This is a genomic window from Rhodococcus sp. UNC363MFTsu5.1 (assembly GCF_000686785.1).
Taxonomy (GTDB): Bacteria; Actinomycetota; Actinomycetes; order Mycobacteriales; family Mycobacteriaceae; genus Rhodococcus_G; species Rhodococcus_G maanshanensis.
Map to the genome: position 1 here is coordinate 322,238 of NZ_JMLO01000001.1, position 26,829 is coordinate 349,066.

Genomic DNA, 26,829 nt, shown 5'->3' on the forward strand with positions numbered 1-26,829 from the left:
CGGTGGCTACCAACATCCCGGACGGAGCGTTTCCCCTCTCTGCGGCGCAGCGCGCGATGTGGTTCGCCCAGCAACTCACCCCGACGGTTCCGATCACGGTTGCCCAGTACATCGAGCTGCACGGGGACATCGATTTCGAGGTGCTGCACCAGGCGGCAAAGACTGCGGCACACGAGTTCCAATCGCCCTACCTCCGGGTGATCGAGGTCGACGGTGAACCGTTCCAGCTCGTCGACGAATCCATCGGTCTACCGCTCGGCTTCGTGGACTTCCGGGACGAGGAGGATCCGGCCGCGGCGGCCGAGGAGTGGATGCATCGGGACTACGCGACCCCTGTGGACCTCGCGACCGATCGCCTCTTCGACATCACGGTCCTTCAGATCGGTGACCGGGACTACCTCTGGTACAGCCGGATTCACCACGTCGCGCTCGACGGCTACGGCGGGGCGACCGTGATGAACCGGATCGCCTCGCTGTACACCGCCGCGGTGGAGGGCCGGGAGGCCGGCCCGGCCAAGTGCTCTCCGTTGACGGATCTGTACGAGCTCGACGTGAAGTACCGGGGATCGAGCAGGTTCGAGTCGGACCGCAAGTACTGGGCCGATCGGATCCGCGGCATCGAGGAGGGCTCGAGCCTGGTCGCGGACGTGGCGCCAGCCGTCGCACGCAGCAGGCTCGCGAGCGCGCCCCTGTCCGACGACGCCGTCCGGCTGCTCGAGGACTCCGACCTCCGGCGTGGCGCCACGGCGGCGGCCGTGGTGATCGCGGGATTCGCCTGCTATCTGTCCCAGATGACCGGCTCCGAGGAGGTCCTGGTCAACATCCCGGTCTCGGCACGGACGACCTCGGTCCTGCACCGATCCGGCGGGATGCTGGTCAATGTCGCGCCGCTGCGGCTCAGCGTGCGACCGGGCGACACGGTCGCCGAGTTGGTCCAGCGGGTCAATCTCGAGTTGATGGGCGCGCTGCGGCATCAGCGTTGCAGCCTCGAGGACATCCGCAGGGACGCCGGGCGCAGCGGCGACAGATCGCTGCACGCCCCGATGGTCAACGTGATGCTGTTCAGTCAACAGGTCACGCTCGGCTCGGTCGTCGGCGAGAACCGGATCATGACCTCGGGTCCGGTCGACGACCTGCTGGTCAACATCTACCAGAGCGGCAACCCACCGAGCACCGTCATCGACTTCCGGGGCAACCCGAACCTGTACGACGACGACGATCTGCGATCGCGGCACCACGCCTTCGTCGAGATGCTGGAGGGGTTCGTCGCGGCCGATCCCGACACCAGGCTGATGGAGATCCAGGCGCGGAGCTTCCGGATGGGTGGACGAAAGCACAAGGCGTCCTCGCTGCTGGCGCACTGGTCACGAGTCCTCTCAGGGATGCCAGAGGTGCTGTCGCTGCCTGCGGATCGACCGCGCCCGATCGTGCTGTCCGATCGGCGCCATTGCGTGGAGTTCGACATCGGCCCCGACATCCAGGAGCGATTGATCTCGCTGTCCAGGGACCGGAGCTCGAGCGTGTTCGCCGCGGTGCACGGGGCGCTGGGGGTGCTGTTGAGCAGGCTCGGCGACACCGACGATGTGGCGATCGGCACCCCGGTCGCGGTTCACGCCGCGGCAGTGGACGGCACCGTCGAGTCCTTCGACAACACGGTGGTCCTGCGGACCCGGGTCGATGGCGGCGACTCGTTCGGCAAACTCCTGCACGAGGCGTCCCTCGGCGAGCTCAGCGCCTTCAACCATGCCGAGCAGTCGTTCGAGCGCCTCGTCGAGACGGTCTGTCCGGTCCGCTCGACGGCCTATGCGCCCCTGGTCCAGGTGCTGCTCGAGGTGCGCAACTCGCGGCGGCCACACCTCGAACTGCCTGGTCTCACAGTCGAATCGGTCGAGGCCGACGGTATCGCCCCCGAGGTGGACCTGTGCCTGACCATCGCCGAGCGGCACGACGCGGACGGCGCCCTTGCCGGCATGTCGGCGGCTTTCACCTATGCCACCGACCTGTTCGATCCGGACACCGTCGAGGGTTTCGCGACCCGGTTCGTCCGGATACTCGATGCCGCGACCGCGGATCCGTCGATCGCGGTGGGGGACATCGAACTCCTCGACGCCGACGAACGCGACGCCCTGGCGCCGGTGCTCGGGGGCCCGGAGGTGCCGCCGCGCACGTTGCCGGAGCTGTTCGCCGACGCCGCGCACATCGACCCCGACTCCGCCGCACTCGTGTTCCAGGACGTGAGCCTCACGTACCGCGAACTCGACCAGCGCTCGAACCGGCTGGCACGGTTGCTGATCGATCGGGGCGTGGGCCCGGAATCCATAGTGGCGCTGGGGATGGCCCGGTCCGTCGAGTCCGTGCTGTCGGTGTGGGCGGTGGCCAAGGCCGGCGCCGCGTTCGTCCCCGTCGACCCGAACTATCCGGCCGAGCGCATCGAGCACATGCTCACCGATTCCGGCGCCGCCCTCGGTCTGACCGTCGGCGAGCGCGCGAGCCGACTTCCCGGCGCGGTGCCGTGGCTGGTCCTCGACGCACCCGACCTGGCGGCGGACCTCGAGCGCTATTCTCCGGCGCAGGTCACGGACGAGGATCGTCGCGCTCCGCTGCTGCTGACGCATCCGGCCTACCTGATCTACACCTCCGGCTCGACCGGCGTACCCAAGGGCGTGGTGCTCACCCATCGCGGCCTGGCCAGCCTCGCGGCCGAGGAGCGCGACCGTTTCGCCGTCACCCCGGCGTCGCGGACCCTGCACTTCTCGTCGCCGAGTTTCGACGCGTCGGTCCTCGAACTGCTGATGGCGTTCGGTACGGGTGCCACGATGGTGGTCGCCCCGCCGACCGTCTACGGCGGCGCGGAACTCGCCGAACTGCTCGGCCGACGTCGGGTCACCCATGCCTTCGTCACCCCGGCCGCGCTGGCCTCCGTCGACCCCGCAGGCCTCGACGACATCGAGTGCCTCGTCACCGGCGGCGACACCTGCCCGCCGGAACTCGTGCAGCAGTGGGCGCCCGGCCATCGGATGTTCAATGCGTACGGGCCGACCGAGACGACGATCGTCTCGTCCATCAGCCCCCGGATGACCCCCGGTGAACAGGTCACCATCGGCAGACCACCACTCGGGTGCGGTGAGATGGTCCTCGACGGCCGGTTGCACCCGGTACCCGCGGGGGTGCCCGGTGAGCTCTACGTCACCGGCCCCGGCCTCGCCCGCGGCTATCACCGGCGGCCTGTCCCCACCGCGGACCGCTTCGTGGCCAGCCCGTTCGGTGAGCCCGGCACCCGGATGTACCGAACCGGAGACCTCGCGCGGTGGACGACGACCGAGGACGGGCACGGCTACACCCTCGAGTACCTCGGACGCAGCGACTTCCAGGTGAAGATCAGGGGTTTCCGGATCGAGCTCGGCGAGATCGACGCGGCCCTGACCACACACCCCGACGTCAGCTTCGCAGCCACCGTCGGTCACCCCGGCCCGTTCGGGGACACGGTGCTGGTGTCGTATGTGCACCCGACGAGCGACGCCGCGATCGCCGCCGCCGAGCTGACCGCGCACCTGGCCGCCCGCCTGCCGGGGCACATGGTGCCGTCGAGCATCGTCCTGCTCGACGAGATCCCGCTGACTCCAGCGGGGAAGTTCGACAGGAAGGCGCTGCCCGCACCGGACTTCGTCACCTCGACCGCCGAGTTCCTGGCCCCGGAAACCCACAGCGAGGAGGCGGTCGCCGGGGTCTTCGCGACGGTTCTCAGCGTCGAGCGGATCAGTACAAGGGACAGCTTCTTCGACCTCGGAGGCAACTCGCTGATCGCGACCCGGGTGGTCGCGCGCATCAATGCCGTCCTCGACAGCGACATCGGGGTGCTGGATCTGTTCGAGGCGCCGACGGTCCAGCAGCTCGCCGCGCGCATCGACCGGATGGGCCGCCGGGACCCGGACCGGCCCGTGTTGGCGGCGGGGGAGCGGCCCGACCGAGTTCCGGTCTCCCTTGCGCAGCAACGGATGTGGTTCATCAACCGGTTCGACCCGTCCTCGCCTGCGTACAACATCCCGATCGCCGTGCGCCTCGCGGGCGAACTGGACCCCGACGCGTTGGCCAGGGCACTGGCCGATGTCGTCGAACGGCACGAGTCGCTGCGGACCGTGTTCCCGGATTCTCCCGACGGTCCGTTCCAGTCGATCCGGCCCGCCTCCGAGGTGGTGCCGGACCTGGCGCCGGTGCCGGTGTCCGAGAGCGGCCTGCGCGAGATGGTCACCCGGCTGGCGTCGACCGGCTTCGATGTCACCACCGAGTTCCCGGTGCGGACCGAGCTGCTCCGCCTCGGACCGACCGAGCACGTGCTGGTCCTGGTCGTCCACCACATCGCCGCCGACGGCTACTCCATGGCACCGCTCGCGCGCGACGTGATGACCGCGTACAACGCCCGCAGGCTGGGCGGTGCCCCTGACTGGGCTCCGCTCGAGGTGCAGTACGCGGACTACTCGCTGTGGCAGCGGGAACTGCTCGGTGACGAGCACGACCCCGACAGCCTGATCTCCGGCCAGCTCGACTACTGGACGGCCGCGCTGGCGGGCGCCCCCGACGTGCTCGAGTTGCCAACGGACCGCCCCCGCCCGCCGGAGCAGTCCTTCCGGGGCGCGGTCGAGGAGTTCACGATCTCCGCCGAGCTGCACAACAAGCTGATCTCGCGTGCGGGGCAGTTGGATTCGAGCCTGTTCATGGTTCTGCACGCCGCGCTGGCGGTGCTGCTGGCTCGGCTGAGCGGGTCGTCCGACATCTCCGTCGGAACCCCGATCGCGGGTAGGGGCGAGGCCGCGCTCGACGACCTGGTCGGCATGTTCGTCAACACGCTCGTGCTTCGCACCCCCGTCGATCCAGGAGTGACGTTCTCGGAGTTGGTCAAGCAGACGCGCACGGTGGACCTCAACGCGTTCGGCCACACCGACGTCCCGTTCGAGCGGGTCGTGGAGGTGCTCAACCCGACACGGTCCACCGCCTACTCCCCGCTGTTCCAGGTGCTGCTGGTGCTCCAGAACACCGGCCACACGCGACTCGAACTACCCGACCTGATCGTGGACGTGGAGGCGCTGGACAACGGAACCGCCAAGTTCGACCTGCAGCTCACCCTGACGGAGACCTACGACGACCAGGGCGCGCCGGGCCGGATCGCGGCGGCGTTCTCCTATGCCACCGACCTTTTCGACGCGCCGAGCGTCCGCCGGTTCGCGCAGCGATTCGTCCGGTTACTCGAATCGGTCACCGGGGATGTCGCGGTGACGATCGGCGACGTCGACCTGCTCGACGGGAGCGAGCGTTCGCAGGTGCTGACCGACTGGAACGCCACCGAACGGGAGCTGCCCGCGACCACCCTCGGCGACCGCTTCGATGAGCAGGTCGCGCGCACCCCCGACGCGGTCGCCGTCGTGTTCGGCCAGGACCAGTTGACCTACGCCGAGCTCGACGCGGCGGCCAATCGACTGGCCCGCCACCTGATCTCACTCGGGGTCGGACCGGAGACGACCGTCGGCCTGGCCACGCGACGTTCCATGGAGCTCGTGGTCGGCATGTACGCGGTGGTCAAGGCGGGCGGCGCCTACGTGCCGATCGATCCGGATCACCCCGCGGACCGGACAGCATATGTGCTCGGCAGTGCCAGGCCGGTGTGCGTACTCACCACTCACACCGACCGCGCCGCGCTTCCTGACTCGGTGGAGGCGTTGGAGATCGACCGGCTCGACCTCAGCGCGCAGGACCCGTCACCGATCGTCGATGCCGACCGGCTCGGCCGTCTTCGCCCGGACGACGTCGCGTACGTGATCTACACCTCCGGCTCGACCGGGAGGCCGAAGGGCGTCGCGGTCACCCACGCCGGGATCGCCAACAGGTTGTCGTGGATGCAGCACCGGTACCCCCTGACGCCCGAGGACGTGGTGCTGCAGAAGACCCCCGCCACCTTCGACGTCTCGGTGTGGGAGTTCTTCTGGCCGCTGCAGACCGGCGCACGGCTGGTGGTCGCCGCCCCCGACGGGCATCGGGACCCGGACTACCTGTCGCGGCTGATCGAGACCGAACGCGTCACCACGATGCACTTCGTGCCCTCGATGCTGGCGACCTTCACCGCGGGTGCGCATCCGGCCCGATGCCGGTCGTTGCGCCGGGTGTTCTGCAGCGGTGAGGCGCTCGCGCCGTCGGCGGCCGAGGCGTTCCGTCAGTTCAGCGTCGCGGAACTGCACAATCTGTACGGACCGACCGAGGCCTCGGTCGACGTGACGTACTGGGCGTGCACCGCCGCGGACGAGGTGGTCGTGCCCATCGGCGCCCCGGTGTGGAACACCCGGGTGTACGTGCTCGACGGCCGGTTGAACCCGGTCCCGGTCGGCGTCGCGGGCGAGCTGTATCTGGGCGGTGTCCAGCTGGCACGCGGCTACGTCGGTCGCGCGGACCTCACCGCGGACCGATTCGTGGCCAACCCCTTCGCGCCGGGCGAGCGGATGTATCGCACCGGCGACCTGGTGCGGTGGAACGAGACCGGGAACATCGAGTACCTCGGCCGCACCGACTTCCAGGTCAAGATGCGGGGCCTGCGCATCGAGCTGTCCGAGATCGAGCTGGCCCTGCTCGAACACCCCGCGGTGGCTCAAGCGGCGGTGACGATGCACAGCGACCCTCTCACGGGCGATTCGCTGATCGGGTACCTGGTCGCCGAGCGCGGCCAGGAGATCGACACCGACGGCGTGATCGAAGGGGCCGCCTCGAGGTTGCCCGGCTACATGGTGCCCGCACAGCTGATGGTGCTGGAGGAATTCCCCCTCGGCTCGACCGGCAAGCTCAATCGTTCCGCTCTCCCCGAACCGATCTTCGCGGCCAAGACGTCCGAGTTCGTGGCACCGCGGAACCCGATCGAGGAGATCATCGCGTCGATCTTCGCGGACCTGCTCGGGCTCGGCCGGATCGGTGTGTACGACAACTTCTTCGACCTCGGCGGGAACTCACTGGTGGCGACCAGGATGGTGGCAAGGGTCAACGCGGCCGTCGACACCCGGATCGGGGTCCGCGAGCTCTTCGACTCGCCGACGGTGGCCGCGCTCGCCGTGTGCGCCGAGACCCAGAGTTCGCGGGCGGTTGCGCGTCCCGCCTTGCTCGCATCCGCCCGGTCACCGCGGGTGCCCGTCTCGCTAGCGCAGCGCCGGATGTGGTTCATGAACCAGTTCGACACGTCGTCCTCCGCGTACAACGTGGCACTGCCCGTCCGACTCTCCGGCGCACTCGACGCCGACGCCATGCGTACGGCCATCCTCGACGTGGTCGACAGGCACGAGGCCCTGCGCACGATGTTCCCGCTCGTCGACGGGGAGCCGATGCAGGTGGTCGTCGACGCCGACGAGGTGGTGGGTGACCTGCGGCCGGTCGCGGTTCCGCAGGATGCGATGCCCGAGGAGCTCGCCCGGTTCGTCGCCGCCGGCTTCGACGTGACGGCGCGGGTTCCGTTGCGGGCGGCGCTGTTCGAACTGAGCGAGACCGAGCACGTCCTCGTCGTCGTCGTGCACCACATCTCGGCCGACGGCTTCTCACTGGTCCCGCTGGCCCGGGATGTCATGGCGGCCTACAGCTCCCGGATAGCAGGCGAGCTCCCGCAGTGGACACCGCTGCCGGTGCAGTATGCCGACTACGCGCTCTGGCAGCGCGAGATGCTCGGCTCCGAGGAGGACCCCGAGTCCCTGATCGCGCGGCAGCTGGACTACTGGACGCGGACGCTGTCCGGCCTTCCCGAGGTGCTGGCACTGCCGGTCGACCGGCAACGGCCCGCCGAGCGATCGCTGCGCGGCGACCGGGTGGAGTTCTCGATCGACGCGGACACCCATCGCAGGCTCGTCGCGACCGCGAGGGAGCGCAGTTCGAGCGTGTTCATGGCGATGCACGCCGTCCTGGCGGTACTGCTGAGCCGGCTGTCGGACACCGACGATGTCGCGGTCGGGACGCCGATCGCCGGCCGCGGCGAGGCCGCACTGGACGACCTCGTCGGCATGTTCGTCAACACCCTCGTCCTGCGTACCCGGGTCGATCGCTCGGCCACCTTCGCCGAGTTGCTCGACTCGGTGCGCGAGACGGATCTCGGCGCGTTCGGTCACGCAGACCTTCCGTTCGAGCGACTGGTGGACGTCCTCGCCCCGCAACGGTCGACCGCGCATTCCCCGTTGTTCCAGGTGATGCTCGAGTTCAAGAACACCGAACGGGCGCGGCTGGAGCTGCCGGGGCTCGTCATCGAGCCCGTTGAACTCGATACCGTCACAGCGAACTTCGATCTGCAGCTGACCCTCGACGAGCGCTATGACGGGGACGGCGGCCCTGCGGGGGTTGCGGCCGCGTTCACCTTCGCCACGGATCTCTTCGACCCGGCGACGGTGGACGGCCTCGCCGCGCGGTTCGTCCGGGTCCTCGAGGCCGCGACCGCCGATCCGTCGATCGCGGTGGGGGACATCGAGTTGCTCGATCCGAGCGAGCGCCGGTCGCTGACGCCGGTCACCGGTCCCGCCGAGGTGCCGCCACGCACCCTGCCCCAGCTGCTCTCGGACGCCGCCGCGATCGATCCCGATGCCGTTGCGGTGATCTGCGAGGACACGACTCTGACCTACCGCGCACTGGACGAACGCTCGAACAGGCTGGCGCGGGTGCTCATCGGCCGGGGCATCGGCCCGGAATCGATCGTCGCCCTCGGGATGGCCCGGTCGATCGAGTCGGTGCTCTCGGTGTGGGCGGTGGCCAAGGCGGGAGCCGCCTACGTGCCGGTGGACCCGAGCTATCCGGCCGAGCGCATCGAGCACATGCTGACCGATTCCGGGGCCGCGCTCGGTCTCACGGTGTCGCGGTCGCGTGCGCAGCTGCCGGACACGGCGGACTGGCTGGTCCTCGACGACCCGGGATTCGGTGCCGAGGTCGACGGACAGCCCGGTACCGCGGTCACCGACACCGACCGGCGCGCCCCGCTGCTGCTCGGGCACCCCGCCTACCTGATCTACACCTCCGGCTCGACCGGTGTCCCGAAGGGCGTGGTGCTCACCCACCGCGGCCTGGCGAACTTCGCCGCCGACGAACGCACCCGGTTCGCCGTCGGCCCGGCGTCGCGGACCCTGCACTTCTCCTCGCCGAGCTTCGACGCGTCCGTGCTGGAGCTGCTGCTGGCCTTCGGCGCGGGTGCCACGATGGTGATCGCGCCGCCGACCTTCTACGGGGGCGCGGAACTGGCCGAACTGCTCGCTCGCGAGCGGGTCACCCACGCCTTCGTCACCCCGGCCGCGCTGGCCTCCGTCGACCCCGCCGGACTCGATGCCCTCGAGTGCGTGGTGACCGGCGGCGACACCTGCCCGCCGGAACTGGTGCGCCAGTGGGCGGGGACGGCCACGATGTTCAACGCCTATGGGCCCACCGAGGCGACCGTCGTCGCCAGTGTCAGCGATCCGATGGTCCCCGGCGCTGCGGTCGCGATCGGACGCCCGCCGGTCGGGTGCGGCGTGCTGGTCCTCGACGAGCGCCTGCACCCGGTTCCGGTCGGTGTCGCGGGTGAGCTCTATGTCATGGGGCCCGGACTGGCCCGCGGGTACCACCGGAGGTCGAGGGCGACCGCGGACCGGTTCCTGGCGAACCCCTTCGGAGACCCCGGATCCCGGATGTACCGCACCGGCGACGTGGTGCGCTGGCGTCCCGACGGTCAACTGGCCTACCTGGGCCGCAGCGACTTCCAGGTCAAGGTCCGCGGATTCCGGATCGAGCTCGGCGAGGTCGAATCGGCGTTGCGGGACTGCGCCGGGGTGTCCGATGCGGTGGCAACCGTCCGCGATGACGGTCGCGGCGTCGGGCGGCTCTTCGGCTACGTGGTGCCCGACGAGGGCGCCGAACTCGGTGCCGCGGAGGTCCTGGCCTCGGTCGGTGAGGTGCTGGCGCCGCACATGGTGCCTGCCGCGCTGGTGGTGCTGGACGAGCTGCCGCTGACGCCCGCGGGCAAGATCGATCGAAAGGCGTTGCCCGCGCCCGACTTCGGTGCGCGTACGACCGAGGGGAGGGCGCCGGTCACCGAGACCGAGCGAGTGCTGGCCGGGTTGTTCGCCGAGGTGCTCGGGGTGGAGGCGATCGGTGCCGATGATTCGTTCTTCGCCCTCGGCGGCGACAGCATCATGTCGATCCAGTTGGTGTCGCGGGCCAAGACGGCGGGTGTGTTCCTCTCGCCGCGGGATGTCTTCGAGCACAAGACCGTCGCCGCGCTCGCCCAGGTCGCTGTCGTCGGCGAGACGGCCGAGGTGCCCACGCTCGACGAGCTCCCGGGGGGTGGGGTCGGCGAGGTACCGCTGACGCCGATCGTGCGCTGGCTGCTCGAGCGCGGCGGCGACTTCGACCGCTATTCCCAGTCCGTGCTGCTCACGCTCCCGCCGGGGATGGACCGCGACGTGCTCGAACGCGCGCTGCAGGCGGTGCTGGACCGACACGACATGCTCCGTTCCCGACTGCACGGGGGGCCGGGACACTGGGGACTCGAGGTGCGACCGACAGGAGCCGTGTCGTCGGCGACAGTGCTCCGCCGGATCCCGGTCGACGAGGTCGCCGGTCCGGAGTTCACCGCCGCGGTGGCCGACACGCTGGCACAGGCGCAGGGCAGACTCGATCCGTCCGCAGGGACCATGGTGCAGGCGGTGTGGTTCGAGACCCCAGCCGGCGTCGGACGGCTGCTCGTGGTCGCGCATCACCTCGTGGTGGACGGGGTGTCCTGGCGGGTGCTGATCCCCGACCTCGCGACCGCATGGGCGCAGCTGGAGGCGGGCGGGCGGCCGGACCTCGCCGCCGTCGGTACCTCGATGCGCCGCTGGGCCCACGCCCTGGCCGATGCCGCGCGAGACAGGTCCGGGGAGCTGGACACCTGGACCCGGATGCTGGCCGAACCGGACCCGCTGCTCGGTTCGAGGCCGCTCGATCCGGCTGTCGACGTCAATGCCACGGTGGCCAGGGTCGAGATCGATCTGCCGCCCTCGGTGACCGAGGCGGTGCTCACCACGCTGCCCTCGGCGTTCCACGGCAGCGTGAACGACGGCCTGCTCACGGCCCTGGCGTTGGCGTTGGCCCGCTGGCGCGAGAACAGGGGCGTGCGCACGAACGGCGCTCTCGTCAACCTCGAGGGTCACGGTCGCGAGGCACAGGTCGTGCCGGGAGCGGATCTGACGCGCACGGTCGGCTGGTTCACCGCGGTGTTCCCGGTGCGCCTCGACCTGTCCGGCATCGACCTCGATGACGCCTTCGCGGGCGGACCGGCGGCAGGCGCCGCGATCAAGTCCGTGAAGGAGCAATTGCTGGCCATCCCGGATCACGGCATCGGGTACGGGATGCTGCGCCACCTCGACCACGCGGCCGCCTCGGTCCTCGGCGAGCTCGCCGCACCGCAGATCAGCTTCAACTACCTGGGCCGCTTCACCACCGCCGCGTCCGATCACGGTGACACCGGCTGGCTTCCGGTCGAGGACGCGGGGGACCTCGCGGGCGTCACGGATCCCCGGCTGCCCGTCGCGGCGGCCGTCGACGTCAACGCGATCACCGCGACGACCCCCGACGGCCCCCAGCTGCGGGCCACCTGGGCGTTCCCCACCGGGGTCCTCGCCGAGGACGAGGCCAGGGAGCTCGCCGAGCTGTGGGCGGCGGCGCTCACGGCGCTCGCCGGGCACGCCGAATCCCCTGGCGCGGGCGGCCTGACCCCCTCGGACCTCGGATTGGTGTCCCTGGACCAGGCCGCGATCGACCGGCTCGAGAGCCGGTACCCCGACCTGTCCGACGTCTGGACGATGGCCCCGCTGCAGAAGGGTCTGCTGTTCCACGCGTTGCTGTCGGATTGCTCGGTCGACGCCTACCTCGTCCAGCTCGGGCTGGAGCTGGACGGCGTCGTCGACGCGGAGCGGATGCGGCGAGCCGCACAGGCACTACTGGAGCGGCACCCCAATCTGCGTGCCGCCTTCCACCAGGACGGCGACGCCGAGCCGGTTCAGCTGATCGCCGAGCGGGTCGAGGTGCCATGGGTCGAGCTGGACCTGTCCGAGGAGGATCCGGCCGTGCTCGAGGCGCGGCTCGCGACGATCCTCGCCGCGGATCGCGCCACCCGTTTCGACATGGCCACGCCGCCGTTGATGCGGTTCATGCTGATCAAGACGGGCCCGAACCGCCACCGGATCTACATGACCAACCATCACATCCTGCTCGACGGGTGGTCGACGCCGTTGCTGCTCAAGGAGCTGCTCGTCCTCTACGCCACCGAAGGTGACACCGGTGTGCTCCCGCGGGTGGCGCCCTACCGGAACTATCTGGAATGGCTCGCGCGCCGGGACATCTCGGATTCGACGAACGCGTGGGTGCGAGCGTTCGCCGACGTCGAGGAACCGACGCTGCTCGTCCCCGCGGAGCCGGGACGCGAACTGAGCACCGTGCCGGGGGAGGTGTACGCCTCGGTCAGCGAGGAGCAGACCGACGCGCTGCGCGAGGTGGCCCGGACGCACGGCGTCACGCTGAACACCATGGTGCAGGCCGCATGGGGGATCGTGCTCGGGCTGCTGACCGCACGGGACGACGTGGTGTTCGGGGCCACCGTCTCCGGCAGGCCACCGCAGGTCGCGGGCGTCGAGACGATGATCGGATTGTTCATCAACACGCTCCCGGTTCGAATCACCCTGGACCCCAACGAGACTCTCGGTGAGTTGTTGAGCCGGGTCCAGAGCGACCAGGCCGCCCTGCTCGACCACCACCATCTGGGACTGCCGGAGATCGCTCAGGCGGTCGGACCCGGGCTCGGCTTCGACACCCTCACCGTGTTCGAGTCGTATCCCGTCGACAGGGCCGGGCTGTCCCAGGTCACCGACATCGCCGGGATGCGGATCGCCGATGTGATCGAGGGCGGCGACGCGACACACTATCCGCTGACCGTGATCGCCTCCGCCGACGCGGAACTGCGGCTTCGGCTCACGTACCTACCCGACCTGCTGGATCGAGCCAGTGTGGAATCCATTGCGGGCCGGGTGGTCCGGGTGCTGGCGGCCGTCGCAGCCGATCCCGGCACGGCGCTGGCAGGCCTCGACCTGCTCAGCGCCGCCGAGCGCGATCGGCTCGCGCCCGTGCAGGGGCCGAGGGGACTGTCCTTCCGGTTGCTTCCGCAGTTGCTCGCCGACGCGGCTGCCCGCCGGGCGGACGCCGTCGCCGTGATCTGCGGCGACGACTCGGTGACCTATCGCGAACTCGACGAACGCTCGAACCGGTTGGCCCGGGTCCTGATCGAACGCGGAGCGTGTGCCGAGAGCTTCGTGGCGGTGGCGGTATCTCGCTCGATCGAGTCCGTGCTCGCGGTGTGGGCGGTGGCCAAGAGCGGTGCGGCCTTCGTGCCGGTGGACCCGAACTACCCATCCGAGCGCATCGTGCACATGCTCACCGACGCGGGCGTGACCGAGGGGCTGACGGTCACGACCGAGCGCGATTCACTGCCGGGCGGGGTCGATTGGATGGCGATCGACGATCCCGACTTCGTTCGGGACTGTGCGCGCATGTCCGCGGCCCCCGTCACCGATGCCGACCGGCGCGCCGCGCTGGGTTTCGACAACCCGGCCTACCTGATCTACACCTCGGGGTCGACGGGCATGCCGAAGGGTGTCGTCGTCACTCATCGGGGGCTGGACAACTTCGCCGCCGAGGAGCGGGCCCGCTGCGGGACGGAGGCCACGTCGCGGGTCCTGCACTTCTCCTCGCCCAGCTTCGACGCCTCGGTCCTCGAGTACCTGCTTGTGTTCGGGCCGGGTGCGACGATGGTGATCGCGCCACCGACCGTCTACGGCGGCGCGGAACTCGCGGAACTGCTACGCGCCCAGCGCGTCACGCACGGCTTCCTCACCCCGTCCGCGCTTGCCTCGATCGAACCCGACGGACTGGACGAGTTCGCCTCCGTGGTCGTCGGTGGCGAGGCCGTCCCGCGCGAGCTGGTCGGACAGTGGGCGACACCGCCACGGCGGCTGTTCAACGCGTACGGACCCACCGAGGCCACCGTCGCGACGAACATGAGCGACGCGATGTCGGCGGGCGAGTCCGTCACCATCGGTGGCCCGATCCGTGGCATCGCCGAGGTCGTCCTCGACTCCCGGCTGCAGCCGGTGCCGGTGGGTGTGCCGGGCGAGTTGTACGTCGCCGGAGCCGGTCTGGCCAGGGGCTATCATCGCCGCGGGCCGCTGACCGCCGGGCGGTTCGTCGCGAGCCCGCACGGTGAGCCGGGTTCGCGGATGTACCGCACCGGCGACCTCGCCCGGTGGACGGACGACGGCAGGCTCGAGTACCTGGGGCGCGCCGACTCCCAGGTGAAGGTACGCGGATTCCGGATCGAGCTCGGCGAGATCGACGCCGTGCTCACCGATCACCCGGATGTCGACTTCGCGACCACGATCGGTCACACCGGCCCGTCCGGGGACACCAGGCTGGTCGCCTACGTGTTGCCGGTCGCGGCCGCGGCCGCCTCGAACGGATCCGAGTCGGGCCTTGCCGCCCGCCTCACCGCGCACGCCGCCACCCGGCTGCCGGGACACATGGTGCCGTCCTCGATCGTGATGATCGAGGAGATCCCGCTCACCCCTGTCGGCAAGCTCGACCGAAAGGCGCTGCCCGCGCCGGAGTACGTGCTGTCCACCACGGAGTTCCGTGCGCCCTCGACACCGGCAGAGGAGGCCATCGCGGACGTGTTCGTCGCGGTCCTCGGTGCCGATCGGATCGGTGTCGACGACGACTTCTTCGAGCTGGGCGGCAATTCGCTGACCGCGACCCGCGTCATCGCCCGGGTCAACGACGCGCTCGGCACGCAGATCGGCGTGCGAGCGTTGTTCGAGGCGCCCACCGTGCATCGCCTGGCGGCCGCCATCGAGCACCACACGGCGGACCGGACCGATCGCCCCGCGCTGCGTCCGGTCTCCCGCCCCGACCGCATCCCGCTCTCGCTGGCGCAGCAGCGGATGTGGTTCATCAACCAATTCGACACCGCCTCGTCGGCGTACAACATTCCCCTCGCCATCCGCCTCACCGGTCGGCTGGACGTGATCGCCCTGCGCGCCGCGATCCGCGACGTGCTGACCAGGCACGAGTCGCTGCGCACCGAGTTCCCGACCATCGACGGGCAGCCGGTCCAGCGGATCGTGGACGCCGCACAGGCCGGGCCGGATCTGGTACCGGTCGAGGTCGTCGAGGTGGACCTGGCGGACCGGATCGCGTCCTTCGTCTCGGCGGGTTTCGATGTCACGCGTGAGGTCCCGCTGCGCGCGGGCCTTTTCGAACTCGGCGAGACCGAGCACGTCCTGACCGTCGTGGTGCACCACATCGCCGCGGACGGCTTCTCGATGGCACCGTTGGCCCGCGACGTCATGACCGCGTACAGCTCGCGGGTCGAGGGGCGGGACCCCGAATGGGCCCCGCTGGCCGTGCAGTATGCCGACTTCACGCTCTGGCAGCACGAGCTGCTCGGTTCGGAGGACGACCCCGACTCGGTGATCTCCCGGCAGCTGGCGTACTGGACGTCGAACCTCGCCGGGCTGCCCGACCTGCTGCAGCTACCGGCGGACCGGCCGCGCCCGCTTGCCCGCTCCTTCCGTGGGGAGGTGGTCGATTTCGAGATCGGCCCGCGTATCCACCGGAAGCTGGCGACGATTGCCCGGCAGAACAATTCGACGATGTTCATGGTGGCGCACGCCACCCTCGCGGTGCTGCTCGCCCGTCTGTCCGGCACCGCCGACATCGCCATCGGCACCCCGGTCGCCGGGCGCGGCGAGGCGGAGCTCGACGACATGGTCGGGATGTTCGTCAACACTCTCGTCCTGCGCAGCGACGCCCCGGCGGCGGCGACCTTCACCGACCTGCTGACCCAGGTCCGGGAAACCGACCTGGCGGCGTTCGGGAACGCGGACCTGCCGTTCGAGCGACTGGTCGACGTGCTGGCACCGGAACGCTCCACCTCGCACTCGCCGCTGTTCCAGGTGTTGATCGAGTACCAGAACAATCTGTCGGCCCACCTCGAGCTGCCGGGACTCGCCGTCGACGCGGTCGACCACGACCTGGGTGTGTCCAAGTTCGACCTGCAGCTGACCATCGGCGAACATCACGACGAGCACGGTGAGCCCGCGGGCATGAGCGCCGGGTTCACCTTCGCCACCGACCTTTTCGATCGGGACACCGCCGCGTCCTTCGCCGAGCGGTACCTGCGCATCCTCGATGCGGTCACCGCCGACCCGGACCGCACGATCGGCGACATCGACATCGTGGACCCCGCAGAGCGGGATCGGTTGCTCGTCGGGGAGGAGGGCGTCGCGGTCGGGCCCGCGACCCTCGCGGACCTGTTCGCGCGCATCGCCGCGGAGCACCGAGGAGCCGTCGCGGTCACCTTCGAGAACACCTCCCTGACCTACGCGGAACTCGACGACAGGGCCAACCGCCTTGCCCGCCACCTGATCTCCCTCGGGGTGGGGCCGGAGGACCTGGTGGCCGTGGCGATGCCGCGTTCCGCCGACCTGGTCGTCGCGCTGCTCGCGGTGATCAAGGCAGGCGGCGGCTACCTGCCGGTGGACGTGACCTATCCCGCCGAACGGCTGGCCTTCATGCTCGAGGACTCGCGGCCGGTGTGCGTTCTGACCACGGTGGCGGACGCCGAGTCGGTGCCCGGATCGGCGATCCCGACCGTCCGCCTCGACGCGCCGGAGGTCGTTGCCGAGCTCGACGCCCTGTCCTCCGCACCGATCACCGACGCGGATCGCCGCGGCGTGCTGGAACCGGCGTCGTTGGCGTACGTGATCTACACCTCCGGGTCGACCGGGCGACCGAAGGGCGTTCTGGTCTCGCATCGGAACGTGGCGACACTGATGGCCAACACCGAGGGCAGGTTCGGATTCGACCACACGGATGTGTGGACGATGTTCCACTCCTACGCCTTCGACTTCTCGGTGTGGGAGCTGTGGGGCCCGCTGCTGTACGGCGGCACTCTCGTGGTCGTCGACCACTACACCGCCCGCGAACCGGAGATGTTCCTGGAGCTGTTGCGGCGCGAGCGGGTGACGGTGCTCAACCAGACGCCGACCGCGTTCTACCAGTTGGCCGAGGCAGACCGGGTGGCGTCGGAGCGCGGCGACCCGGCCGGGCTCAGCCTGCGGTACGTGATCTTCGGCGGCGAGGCGCTCGACCTCGGTCAGCTGGGCCGCTGGTACAGCAGGCACGGCGACACTTCGCCCGCCCTGGTCAACATGTACGGCATCACCGAGACCACGGTGCACGTCAGCCACATCCCCCTGGACCGGGAGTTCGCGGCCGAGGCCTCCGCGTCCGTCATCGGCCGAGGTCTGCCCGGGCTGCGGGTGTACGTCCTCGACGAGCGACTGCACCCGGTCCCGCCCGGTGTCTCGGGCGAAATGTATGTCTCGGGTGCCCAGGCCGCTCGCGGCTACCTCGGCAGGGCCGCCCTCACGTCCGGCCGTTTCGTGGCCGACCCGTTCCGTGCCGACGGTGCACGGATGTACCGGTCCGGCGACGTGGCCAGATGGAACACCGACGGTGAGCTGGAATACCTGGGCCGCAGTGACTTCCAGGTGAAGGTCCGCGGGTTCCGGATCGAGCTCGGTGAGATCGAGTCCGCGCTGCTGCGCAGCCCCGGCGTCGCGCAGACCGTGGTGCTGGCCCGCGACGACGGCAGCGGTGGTGTCCGCCTCGTCGGGTACCTGGTGCCGGAGGCGGGCACGGTCCTCGACGTCGGCGCCGTCTCCGATTTCGCGGCGGAGTCGCTCGCCGCGCACATGGTGCCGGCCGCGCTGGTGGTCCTCGACGAGCTGCCGCTGACCGCGAACGGCAAGCTGGACAGGAAGGCGCTGCCCGCCCCGGACTTCGGGGCGCGGGTGACGGCGAGCCGGGCTCCGGTCAGCGAGGCGGAACGGGTGCTGGCCGAGCTGTTCGCGGAGGCGCTCGGACTCGAGTCGGTCGGCGTCGAGGACTCGTTCTTCGCGCTCGGTGGCGACAGCATCATGTCGATCCAGCTGGTCGCGAGGGCGAAGTCCGCCGGAGTCGTCATCACGCCCCGAGATGTCTTCGAGCGTAAGACGGTTGCCGCACTCGCCGAGGTCGCCCGCGTCGCCGAGGCGGCGGGCGCCGAGGTGCTGGAGGAGCTTCCCGACGGCGGCGTCGGAACGGTTCCGCTCACGCCGATCGTGCGGTGGATGCTCGAACGCGGCGGTGAGTTCCACCGCTACGGACAGGCGGCGGTGCTGGCACTGCCCGCCGAGGTCGACGAGGACTCGTTGCGGCGTGCTGTGCAGGCCGTCGTCGATCACCACGACGCGCTGCGCGCGCGGTTGCGCTCGGATCGGGGCGACTGGTTCCTGGAGGTGCAACCCGTTGGCTCGGAGCACGGGGACCTGATGCTCCGGCGGGTCGCCGTACCGACGGTGGTGGGCGAGGAGTTCACCGCGATCGCCGCGGCCGAGCTGGACGCGGCCGCCGATCGGTTGGATCCCGCGGCCGGGATCATGCTGCAGGTCGTCTGGTTCGATCCGCCCGAGGGACAGGGCCGGCTGCTGGTGCTCGCCCACCACGTCGCGATCGACGGGGTGTCCTGGCGCATCCTGGTCCCGGACCTGGCCACGGCTTGGGCGCAGATCGACTCCGGTGCCGAGCCCGCGCTCGCGCCCGTCGGGACATCCCTGCGTCGGTGGTCGCACGGACTGACCGAGGCCGTGCACCGCGAGGAGCGCATCGCCGAGCTGGACCTGTGGCGGGAGATGCTTGCGGCCGAGGACCCGGTGCTCGGCAGCAGGCCGCGGGACCGCGCCCTCGATCTCAACTCGACCGTGCAGAAGGTCCAGGTCTCGGTGCCGACCAATGTGACCGAGGCCGTCCTGACCTCGTTGCCGCAGGCGTTCCACGGCAGCGTCAACGATGCCCTGCTCGCCGCGCTGGCGATGGCGATCACCCGGTGGCGGCGCGAGCGGGGCGTGTGGGCCGACGGTGCGCTGGTCAACCTCGAGGGCCACGGCCGCGAGGAACAGGTCGTTCCCGGCGCCGACCTCGGCCGCACCCTGGGCTGGTTCACGACCATATTCCCTGTGCGCCTCGATCTCTCGGGCGTCGACCTCGACGAGGCGTTCGCGGGCGGGCCCGCCGCCGGCGCAGCGGTGAAGGCGGTCAAGGAGCAGCTGCTGGCGATCCCGGACCACGGCATCGGTTTCGGCATGCTGCGGTACCTCGACGACGCTTCGGCGGCCGTCCTGCGTGACCTGCCGGTGCCACAGATCAGCTTCAACTACCTGGGCCGGTTCGCGACGGCCGCGGCAGGCGGTCCCGGTGAGGCGGCATGGCTGCCGGTCGACTACGCGGGGCTGGGCGACCCGCACAACCCGGGGATGCCGGTCGCGGCGGTGCTGGACATCAACGCGATGACCAGGGCCACCGAGAACGGCCCGCAGTTGCGGGCGACGTGGTCGTTCCCCGGCGGGGTGCTCACCGCGGCCGAGGTGGAGGAGGTCGCGGAGCTGTGGATCCGCGCGCTGCGGGCCCTGGCGATCCACGCCGCGGGCCCCCGCGCGGGCGGGCTGACCCCGTCGGACCTGGATCTCGTGGACCTCGACCAGTCCGCGATCGACGAGCTCGAGAGCCGGTACCCCGACCTGACGGACATCTGGTCGATGTCGCCGCTCCAATCCGGAATGCTGTTCCACGCCTTGCTGTCCGACGAATCCGTCGACTCCTATCTGGTCCAGCTCGGACTGGAACTACGCGGGGTCGTCGACCCACAGCGGATGCGCCGGGCCGGCCAGGCGCTGCTGGACCGGCACGCGAACCTACGGGCGGCCTTCGTCCAGGACGAGGAGGGCCGGTCGGTACAGGTCATCCAGAACCGGGTGACGCTGCCGTGGAGCGAGGTCGACCTCTCGGCTCTGGATCCGGTGGTGCGCGAGGCGGAGCTGACGGCGCGACTCGCCGCGGACCGGGTCACCCGCTTCGACATGGCACGGGCGCCACTGCTGCGGTTCACGATGATCAGGACGGCACCGGAGCACTACCGCCTGGTGATGACCAACCATCACATCCTGCTCGACGGCTGGTCCACCCCGCTGATGCTGCGCGAGCTGCTGGTTCTGTACGCGACGGACGGCGACCAGGAGGTCCTGCCCCGTGTCCGCTCGTACCGTGACTACCTCGAATGGCTGTCGGAGCGCGATGCCGCCGAGTCCACCGCGGCATGGACCACCGCCCTCGCAGGGGTCACCGATCCGACCCTGCTCGTCCCGGCCGATCCCGGCCGGGAGGTGTCCACGGTCTCGAACGAGGTGGAGCACTCGCTCACCGAGCAACAGACCGACCGCCTCCGGGCGCTGGCCCGCGAGCGTGGATTGACCCTCAACACCGTCGTGCAGGCCGTGTGGGCCATCGTGCTCGGCGTGCTGACCGGCCGCGACGACGTCGTCTTCGGCGCGACGGTGTCCGGGCGCCCGCCGCAGATCTCCGGTATCGAATCGATGATCGGGCTGTTCATCAACACGATCCCGGTCCGGGTCCGGCTGCTGCCGGGGGAGACCGTCGGCGAACTGCTCGACCGGGTCCAGACCGAACAGGCCGCCGTACTCGATCACCACTACATGGGCCTGCCCGAGATCAAGCGTGCGGCAGGGGAGGGGCTCGGCTTCGACACGCTGGCCGTGTTCGAGTCCTATCCCGTTGACCGTTCCGGGCTGTCCGAGGAGACGGACATCGCGGGCATGCGGGTGGTCGACGTGGAGGGATCCGACTCCGCGCACTACCCGCTGTGCCTCGTCGCGTCCGTGGACGCCCGTGTGCACCTCAAGCTCGAGTACCTCCCCGATCTGTTCGACCGCGACAGCGTCGAGTCGATCCTGCTGCGGGTGCAGCGCGTGCTCGACCACCTGGACCTCGACCTCCCGGTGGCCCGGGTACAGGTGCTCGACGAGCGGGAGCAGCGGGAGTTGGCGCCGGTGCGTGGGCATCCAGGAGGGTCGATCCGCACACTGCCGCAGATCTTCTCGGACGCCGCGGCGATGGACCCAGAGGCGATCGCGCTCAGCTTCCAGGGCAGGGAGGTCACCTACCGCGAACTCGACGAGCGCTCGAACCGGATCGCGCGGCGGCTGATCGCACAGGGCGCCGGACCGGAGACCTTTGTCGCACTAGGCATCCCACGCTCGGTGGAATCGGTTCTCGGGGTCTGGGCGGTGGCCAAGACCGGGGCCGCGTTCGTTCCGGTCGACCCGAACTATCCGGCCGAGCGGATCGAGCACATGCTCACCGATGCAGGCGCCACCCTTGGCCTGACGACGGCGGCCGAACGGCATCGGCTCCCCGCCGCGGCGCACTGGATCGCGCTCGACGACCCAGCGTTCGAGTCGGACTGTGCAGAAACGTCCTGCGCGGACCTGACCGACGCCGACCGGATCTCGCCGATCACGCTCGACTGCGCCGCGTACATCGTCTACACCTCGGGATCGACGGGCGTGCCGAAGGGGGTCGTCGTCACCCACCGCGGGCTCGACAACTTCGCGGCCATGCAGACCGAGCGGTTCCACGCGACTCCCGCGTCGCGGACCCTGCACTTCTCGTCGCCGAGTTTCGACGGGTCGATCTACGAATACCTGCAGGCCTGCGGGGCCGGCGCGACGATGGTGGTGGTTCCCCCGACCGTCTACGGCGGCGTCGAGCTGACCCGGCTGCTGGCGGCGGAACGGGTCACCCACGCATTCATCACGACCGCGGCGTTCTCCACGATGGATCCCGCCGGTCTCGACGACTTCCAGTTCGTCGTGTTCGGCGGCGAGGCCTGCCCGCCGGACCTGGTGGCCAGGTGGGCGCCGGGGCGCCGCCTGTTCAATGCGTACGGCCCGACCGAGACCACCGTCATGTCGAACATCAGCGCGGCGATGACCCCGGGTGAGCGGATCACCATCGGCGGGCCGCTGCGCGGCGTCGCGGAGCTGGTGCTGGACTCGAGGCTGCAACCGGTGCCCGTCGGCGTCGCGGGCGAGCTGTATCTCGCGGGCGTCGGGCTGGCACGCGGCTACCACCGGCGGGCGGCACTGACCGCCGGCCGCTTCGTGGCCAACCCGTTCGAGCCGGGCGCCCGGATGTACCGGACCGGGGACGTCGTCCGGTGGACCAGGGACGCGAGCGGTGACCTGGCGATCGAGTACGTGGGCCGCAGCGACTTCCAGGTCAAGGTCCGCGGGTTCCGTGTCGAGCTCGGCGAGATCGACACCGCGCTCACCGATCATCCCGACGTCGCCTTCGCCGCGACCATCGGACACACCGGACGGTCGGGCGACACCGTGCTGGTCTCGTACGTGTTGCCGGTCGGCGGCGCGATGGTGGCGACCCGCGAACTCACCGATCACCTCGCGAGCCGGTTGCCCGCGCACATGGTGCCCTCGGCGGTCACCCTCCTCGACGAGATCCCGTTGAACCCGGTCGGCAAGCTCGACCGAAAGGCGTTGCCGGAACCGGATTTCGTCTTCGCCACCACCGAGTTCCGTGCCCCGACGACGCCGATCGAGGAGACCGTCGCGGACATCTTCACCGCGGTCATCGGATGCGATCGCACGGGCCTCGACGACAACTTCTTCGATCTGGGCGGCAACTCGCTGACCGCAACCCGCGTGATGGCCCGACTGAACGCGGCCCTGCACACCGAGATCGGCGTGCGCGCGCTGTTCGAGGCCCCCACCGTGCGCGAGCTCGCCATCCGCGTCGAGAGGCACGCGGCGGTCGGCACCGCCCGGCCCGCGCTGACCGCGGGCCCGCGGCCTGCGGACATCCCGCTCTCCCTTGCCCAGCAGCGGATGTGGTTCATCAACCAGTTCGACCCGTCGTCGCCCGCGTACAACATCCCGCTCGCGGTCCGGCTGTCCGGCAACCTCGACCTGCGGGCGATGCAGGCCGCGCTCGCCGATGTCGTGGCCCGGCACGAGTCGTTGCGCACCACCTTCCCCGAGTCGACCGAGGGACCACGCCAGGTGATCCACCCGGTGACCGGGGTCGTACCGGATCTCACCCCCATCGATCTCGGTGACGAGACCGATCTGCCGGATCGCCTCGGCCGCTTCATGGCGACCGGGTTCGATGTGACCACCGCCGTCCCACACCGCATCGCCCTGTTCCGGCTGGCGCCGGACGAGCACGTGCTGGCGATCGTGGTCCATCACATCTGCGCCGACGGATTCTCGATGGCCCCGTTGGCACGCGACGTCATGACCGCGTACACCAGTCGAATCGACGGCCGCGCGCCGGACTGGGCGCCGCTGGAGATCCAGTACGCCGACTACGCGCTCTGGCAGCACGATCTGCTCGGCTCCGCGGACGATCCGGGCAGCCTGGCGTCGCGCCAGCTCGACTTCTGGACCGAGACGCTGGCCGGACTTCCCGATGTCCTGCAGTTGCCCGCCGATCGGCCCCGACCCGTTCAGCAGTCCTTCCACGGCGATCGTGTCGACTTCACCGTCGAGCCCGACCTGCACGGCCGGGTGGTCGCACTGGCGCGGGAGAACAACACGAGCGTGTTCATGGTCGTCCACGCGGCGCTCGCGCTGTTGCTCAGCAGGCTCGGCGGCACCGAGGACGTCGCGATAGGCACACCCGTCGCGGGCAGGGGCGAGGCGGAACTCGACGATCTCGTCGGGATGTTCGTCAACACCCTGGTGCTCCGCAGTCGCGTCGACGGGGCCGCGTCGTTCACCGAACTGCTCGCAGGGGCGCGCGAGATCGACCTGGCGGCGTTCGGCAACGCCGATGTCCCGTTCGAGCGGGTTGTCGAGGCGCTCAACCCGATCCGATCCACCTCGTACTCGCCGATCTTCCAGGTGTCCCTGGAGTTCCAGAACAACCTCCGCCCCCGCCTGGAACTGCCAGGACTGACCGTGTCGGGCGTCGACCTCGAGGTGAACGTGGCGAAGGAGGACCTGGAACTGCTGTTGTCCGAGGAGTTCGGCACCGATGGCACACCGGCGGGGATGACGGCAGGCTTCGACTTCGCGACGGACCTGTTCGACCCCGGCACGGTGCGGGGATTCGCGGAGCGGTTCCTGCGCATCCTCGAGTCCGTCACCGCGGACCCGGCCAGGCCGGTCGGTGACATCGAGATCCTCGACGCCGGGGAACGGGCCGACCTGGCGCCCGCGTGGGGCCTGCCTGGTGAGCCGCCGCGGACCTGGCCGGAGTTGCTCGCCGACGCGGTCGCGGTCAGGCCCGACTCGGTCGCGCTGTCCTTCATGGGATCCTCGATGACCTACCGCGAGCTGGACGAGCGCTCGAACCGGTTGGCACGCGCCCTCGTCGACCGGGGCGTCGGGCCCGAGTCGGTGGTGGCGCTCGGACTGCCGAGGTCCATCGAATCGGTTCTCTCGGTGTGGGCCGTGACCAAGGCGGGCGCCGCGTTCGTACCGGTTGACCCCAACCATCCCGCGATGCGAATAGGCCACATGCTGGCCGATTCCGGGGCGGTGCTCGGTCTGACGGCGAGCGGCAGTAGGGGGAACCTGCCGGACATCGTGCCGTGGTTGTCGCTCGATGCGGCCGAGGTGCAGGCCTGGGTTCACGGGTACCCGTCGGCGCCGCTGACCGACCGCGACCGGATCTCCGCACTGCGGCACGAGCATCCCGCCTACCTGATCTACACCTCGGGTTCGACCGGCGTGCCCAAGGGGGTCGTGGTCACCCACGGCGGGCTGGCCAACCTCGCGAGGCAGGAGCGTGAGCTCTTCGAGGTGACGCACGAGTCGCGGGTGTCGCACCTGGCGTCGCCCAGTTTCGATGCGTCGGTGTACGAGCTGCTGATGGCGTTCGGGGCGGCCGCGCGCCTGGTGATCGTCCCGCCCACCGTCTTCGGCGGCGTCGAGCTCGCGGACCTGCTGCGCGAGGAGGGCGTCACCCATGCACTGGTCACCCCGACGGCGCTCTCGTCGATCGACCACCGCGGCCTCGAGGGCGTGGAGGTCCTCGTCGTCGCGGGGGAGGCATGCCCGCCGGAACTCGTCGCGCGCTGGGCACCCGGACGCCGGATGTACAACGGGTACGGCCCCACCGAGACGACGGTGCAGGCAGCCGTCGGCGGTCCGATGCTCGCCGGGAAGGCGGTCGACATCGGCGGGCCCGCAATCGGTTTCGGTGTGGCGGTGCTCGATTCCCGGCTGCGTCCGGTGCCGATGGGGGTGTCCGGCGAGCTGTACGTGTTCGGTCCCGCCCTCGCGCGCGGCTATCACGGCAAGGGTGGGTTGACCGCCCAGCGCTTCGTGGCCAACCCGTTCGAACAGAACGGGTCGAGGATGTACCGGACCGGCGATCTCGTGCGATGGCTGCCCGACCACACCCTCGACTACCTCGGCCGCAGCGACTTCCAGGTCAAGGTGCGGGGGTTCCGGATCGAGCTGGGCGAGATCGACGCCGTGCTGATGGGTCTGCAGGGGGTCAGCTTCGCCACGACGATCGGGCACGCCGGGCCAACCGGCGACACCGTCCTGGTGTCGTACGTGCTCCCACACGACGGCGTCACCCTCGAACCGGGGGAGGTCAAGGCGCATGCCGCGGCTTTCCTCCCGGCGTACATGGTGCCCTCGTCCATCCGGGTGCTGAGCGAGGTCCCGTTGACGCCCGTCGGAAAGCTCGACCGAAATGCCCTGCCCGCACCCGAATTCGGTGCGCGGACGGAGGAGTTCCGGGCGCCGGGCAGTCCGCTCGAGGAGGCCGTCGTCGGAGCGTTCGAGGCGATCCTCGGCCTCGACCGGGTCGGTGTCGACGACAGCTTCTTCGACCTCGGCGGGAACTCGCTGGTCGCCACGCGCGTGATGGCGGATCTGCACGAGCGGCTCGGTCGTCCGATCCCGCTGCAACTGATGTTCTTCGATCCGACGCCCGCCGGTCTGGCCCGGCGCATCGCGGACCTGGACGGCGAGGTCACCGGGGTCGGTGCCTCGGGCCTCGAGGAGGCGCTGTCTGTGGTGATCTCCCTGCGCTCGACCGGCAGCAAGGCACCGTTGTTCTGTGTGCACCCCGGAATCGGTCTGTCCTGGGGGTATGCCGGCCTGGTCGCGCAGCTCGCCGCCGACCGGCCCGTCTATGGGCTGCAACTCCCGACGATCAGCGAAGGCGTGCACTTCGACTCGGTGGAGCAGCTCGCGCACCGCTATGTCGAGGAGCTGCGGTCGATCCAACCGCAGGGCCCGTACCACCTGCTCGGCTGGTCGTTGGGCGGGTGTGTGGCGCACGCGATGGCGGTCGAACTCCGCGGCGCGGGCAACGAGGTGGCGACCCTCGCACTGATGGACAGCTACGCGGTGACCGGGGAGCCGGTCCAGCCACGGCTGAGCGCCGAGGAACTGCTCGCAGGCCTCGGCCTCGAGGTCGAGGCCGCCGGTGATGGCGACCTGACCTACGAGCGGGCGGCGGAGCTGCTCAACGACTCGCTCGGCCAGGACATGGGACTGACCGCTGCGCATCTCGAGCGGATCGCTGACGGCTTCGCCGATTCCGCGGAGAACATGTCCCGGTTCAGCCCCGCGCTCTTCGACGGTGACCTGCTGTTCTTCACCGCTTCGAGATCGGCGAGCGGGCACACCGCTCAGGAATGGCGGCAGGCGATCACCGGCGAGCTCCTGGAGATCGAGGTGGACTGCGATCACAATCAGATGATCGAGCCCGAGGCGGTTTCGGTGATCGGGTCGGTGCTGGCGGAGCACCTCGATGCGCCGGTTGAGGGCGTATTCTGAGGACGTTCGCATCCGAGGTGATATCGATGGAGTTCGCACGTCTGAGCCCTCG

1 protein-coding gene is annotated in these 26,829 nt (G+C 70.1%); it reads left to right on the forward strand.

Annotation, left to right across the window (positions count from 1 at the left end):
* Positions 1–2: 2 nt before the first annotated feature.
* Positions 3–26,777, forward strand: coding sequence for a non-ribosomal peptide synthase/polyketide synthase (locus tag BR31_RS27145; protein ID WP_051636868.1), 26,775 nt, complete (start codon positions 3–5; stop codon positions 26,775–26,777).
* The last annotated feature ends 52 nt before the right edge of the window (positions 26,778–26,829 follow it).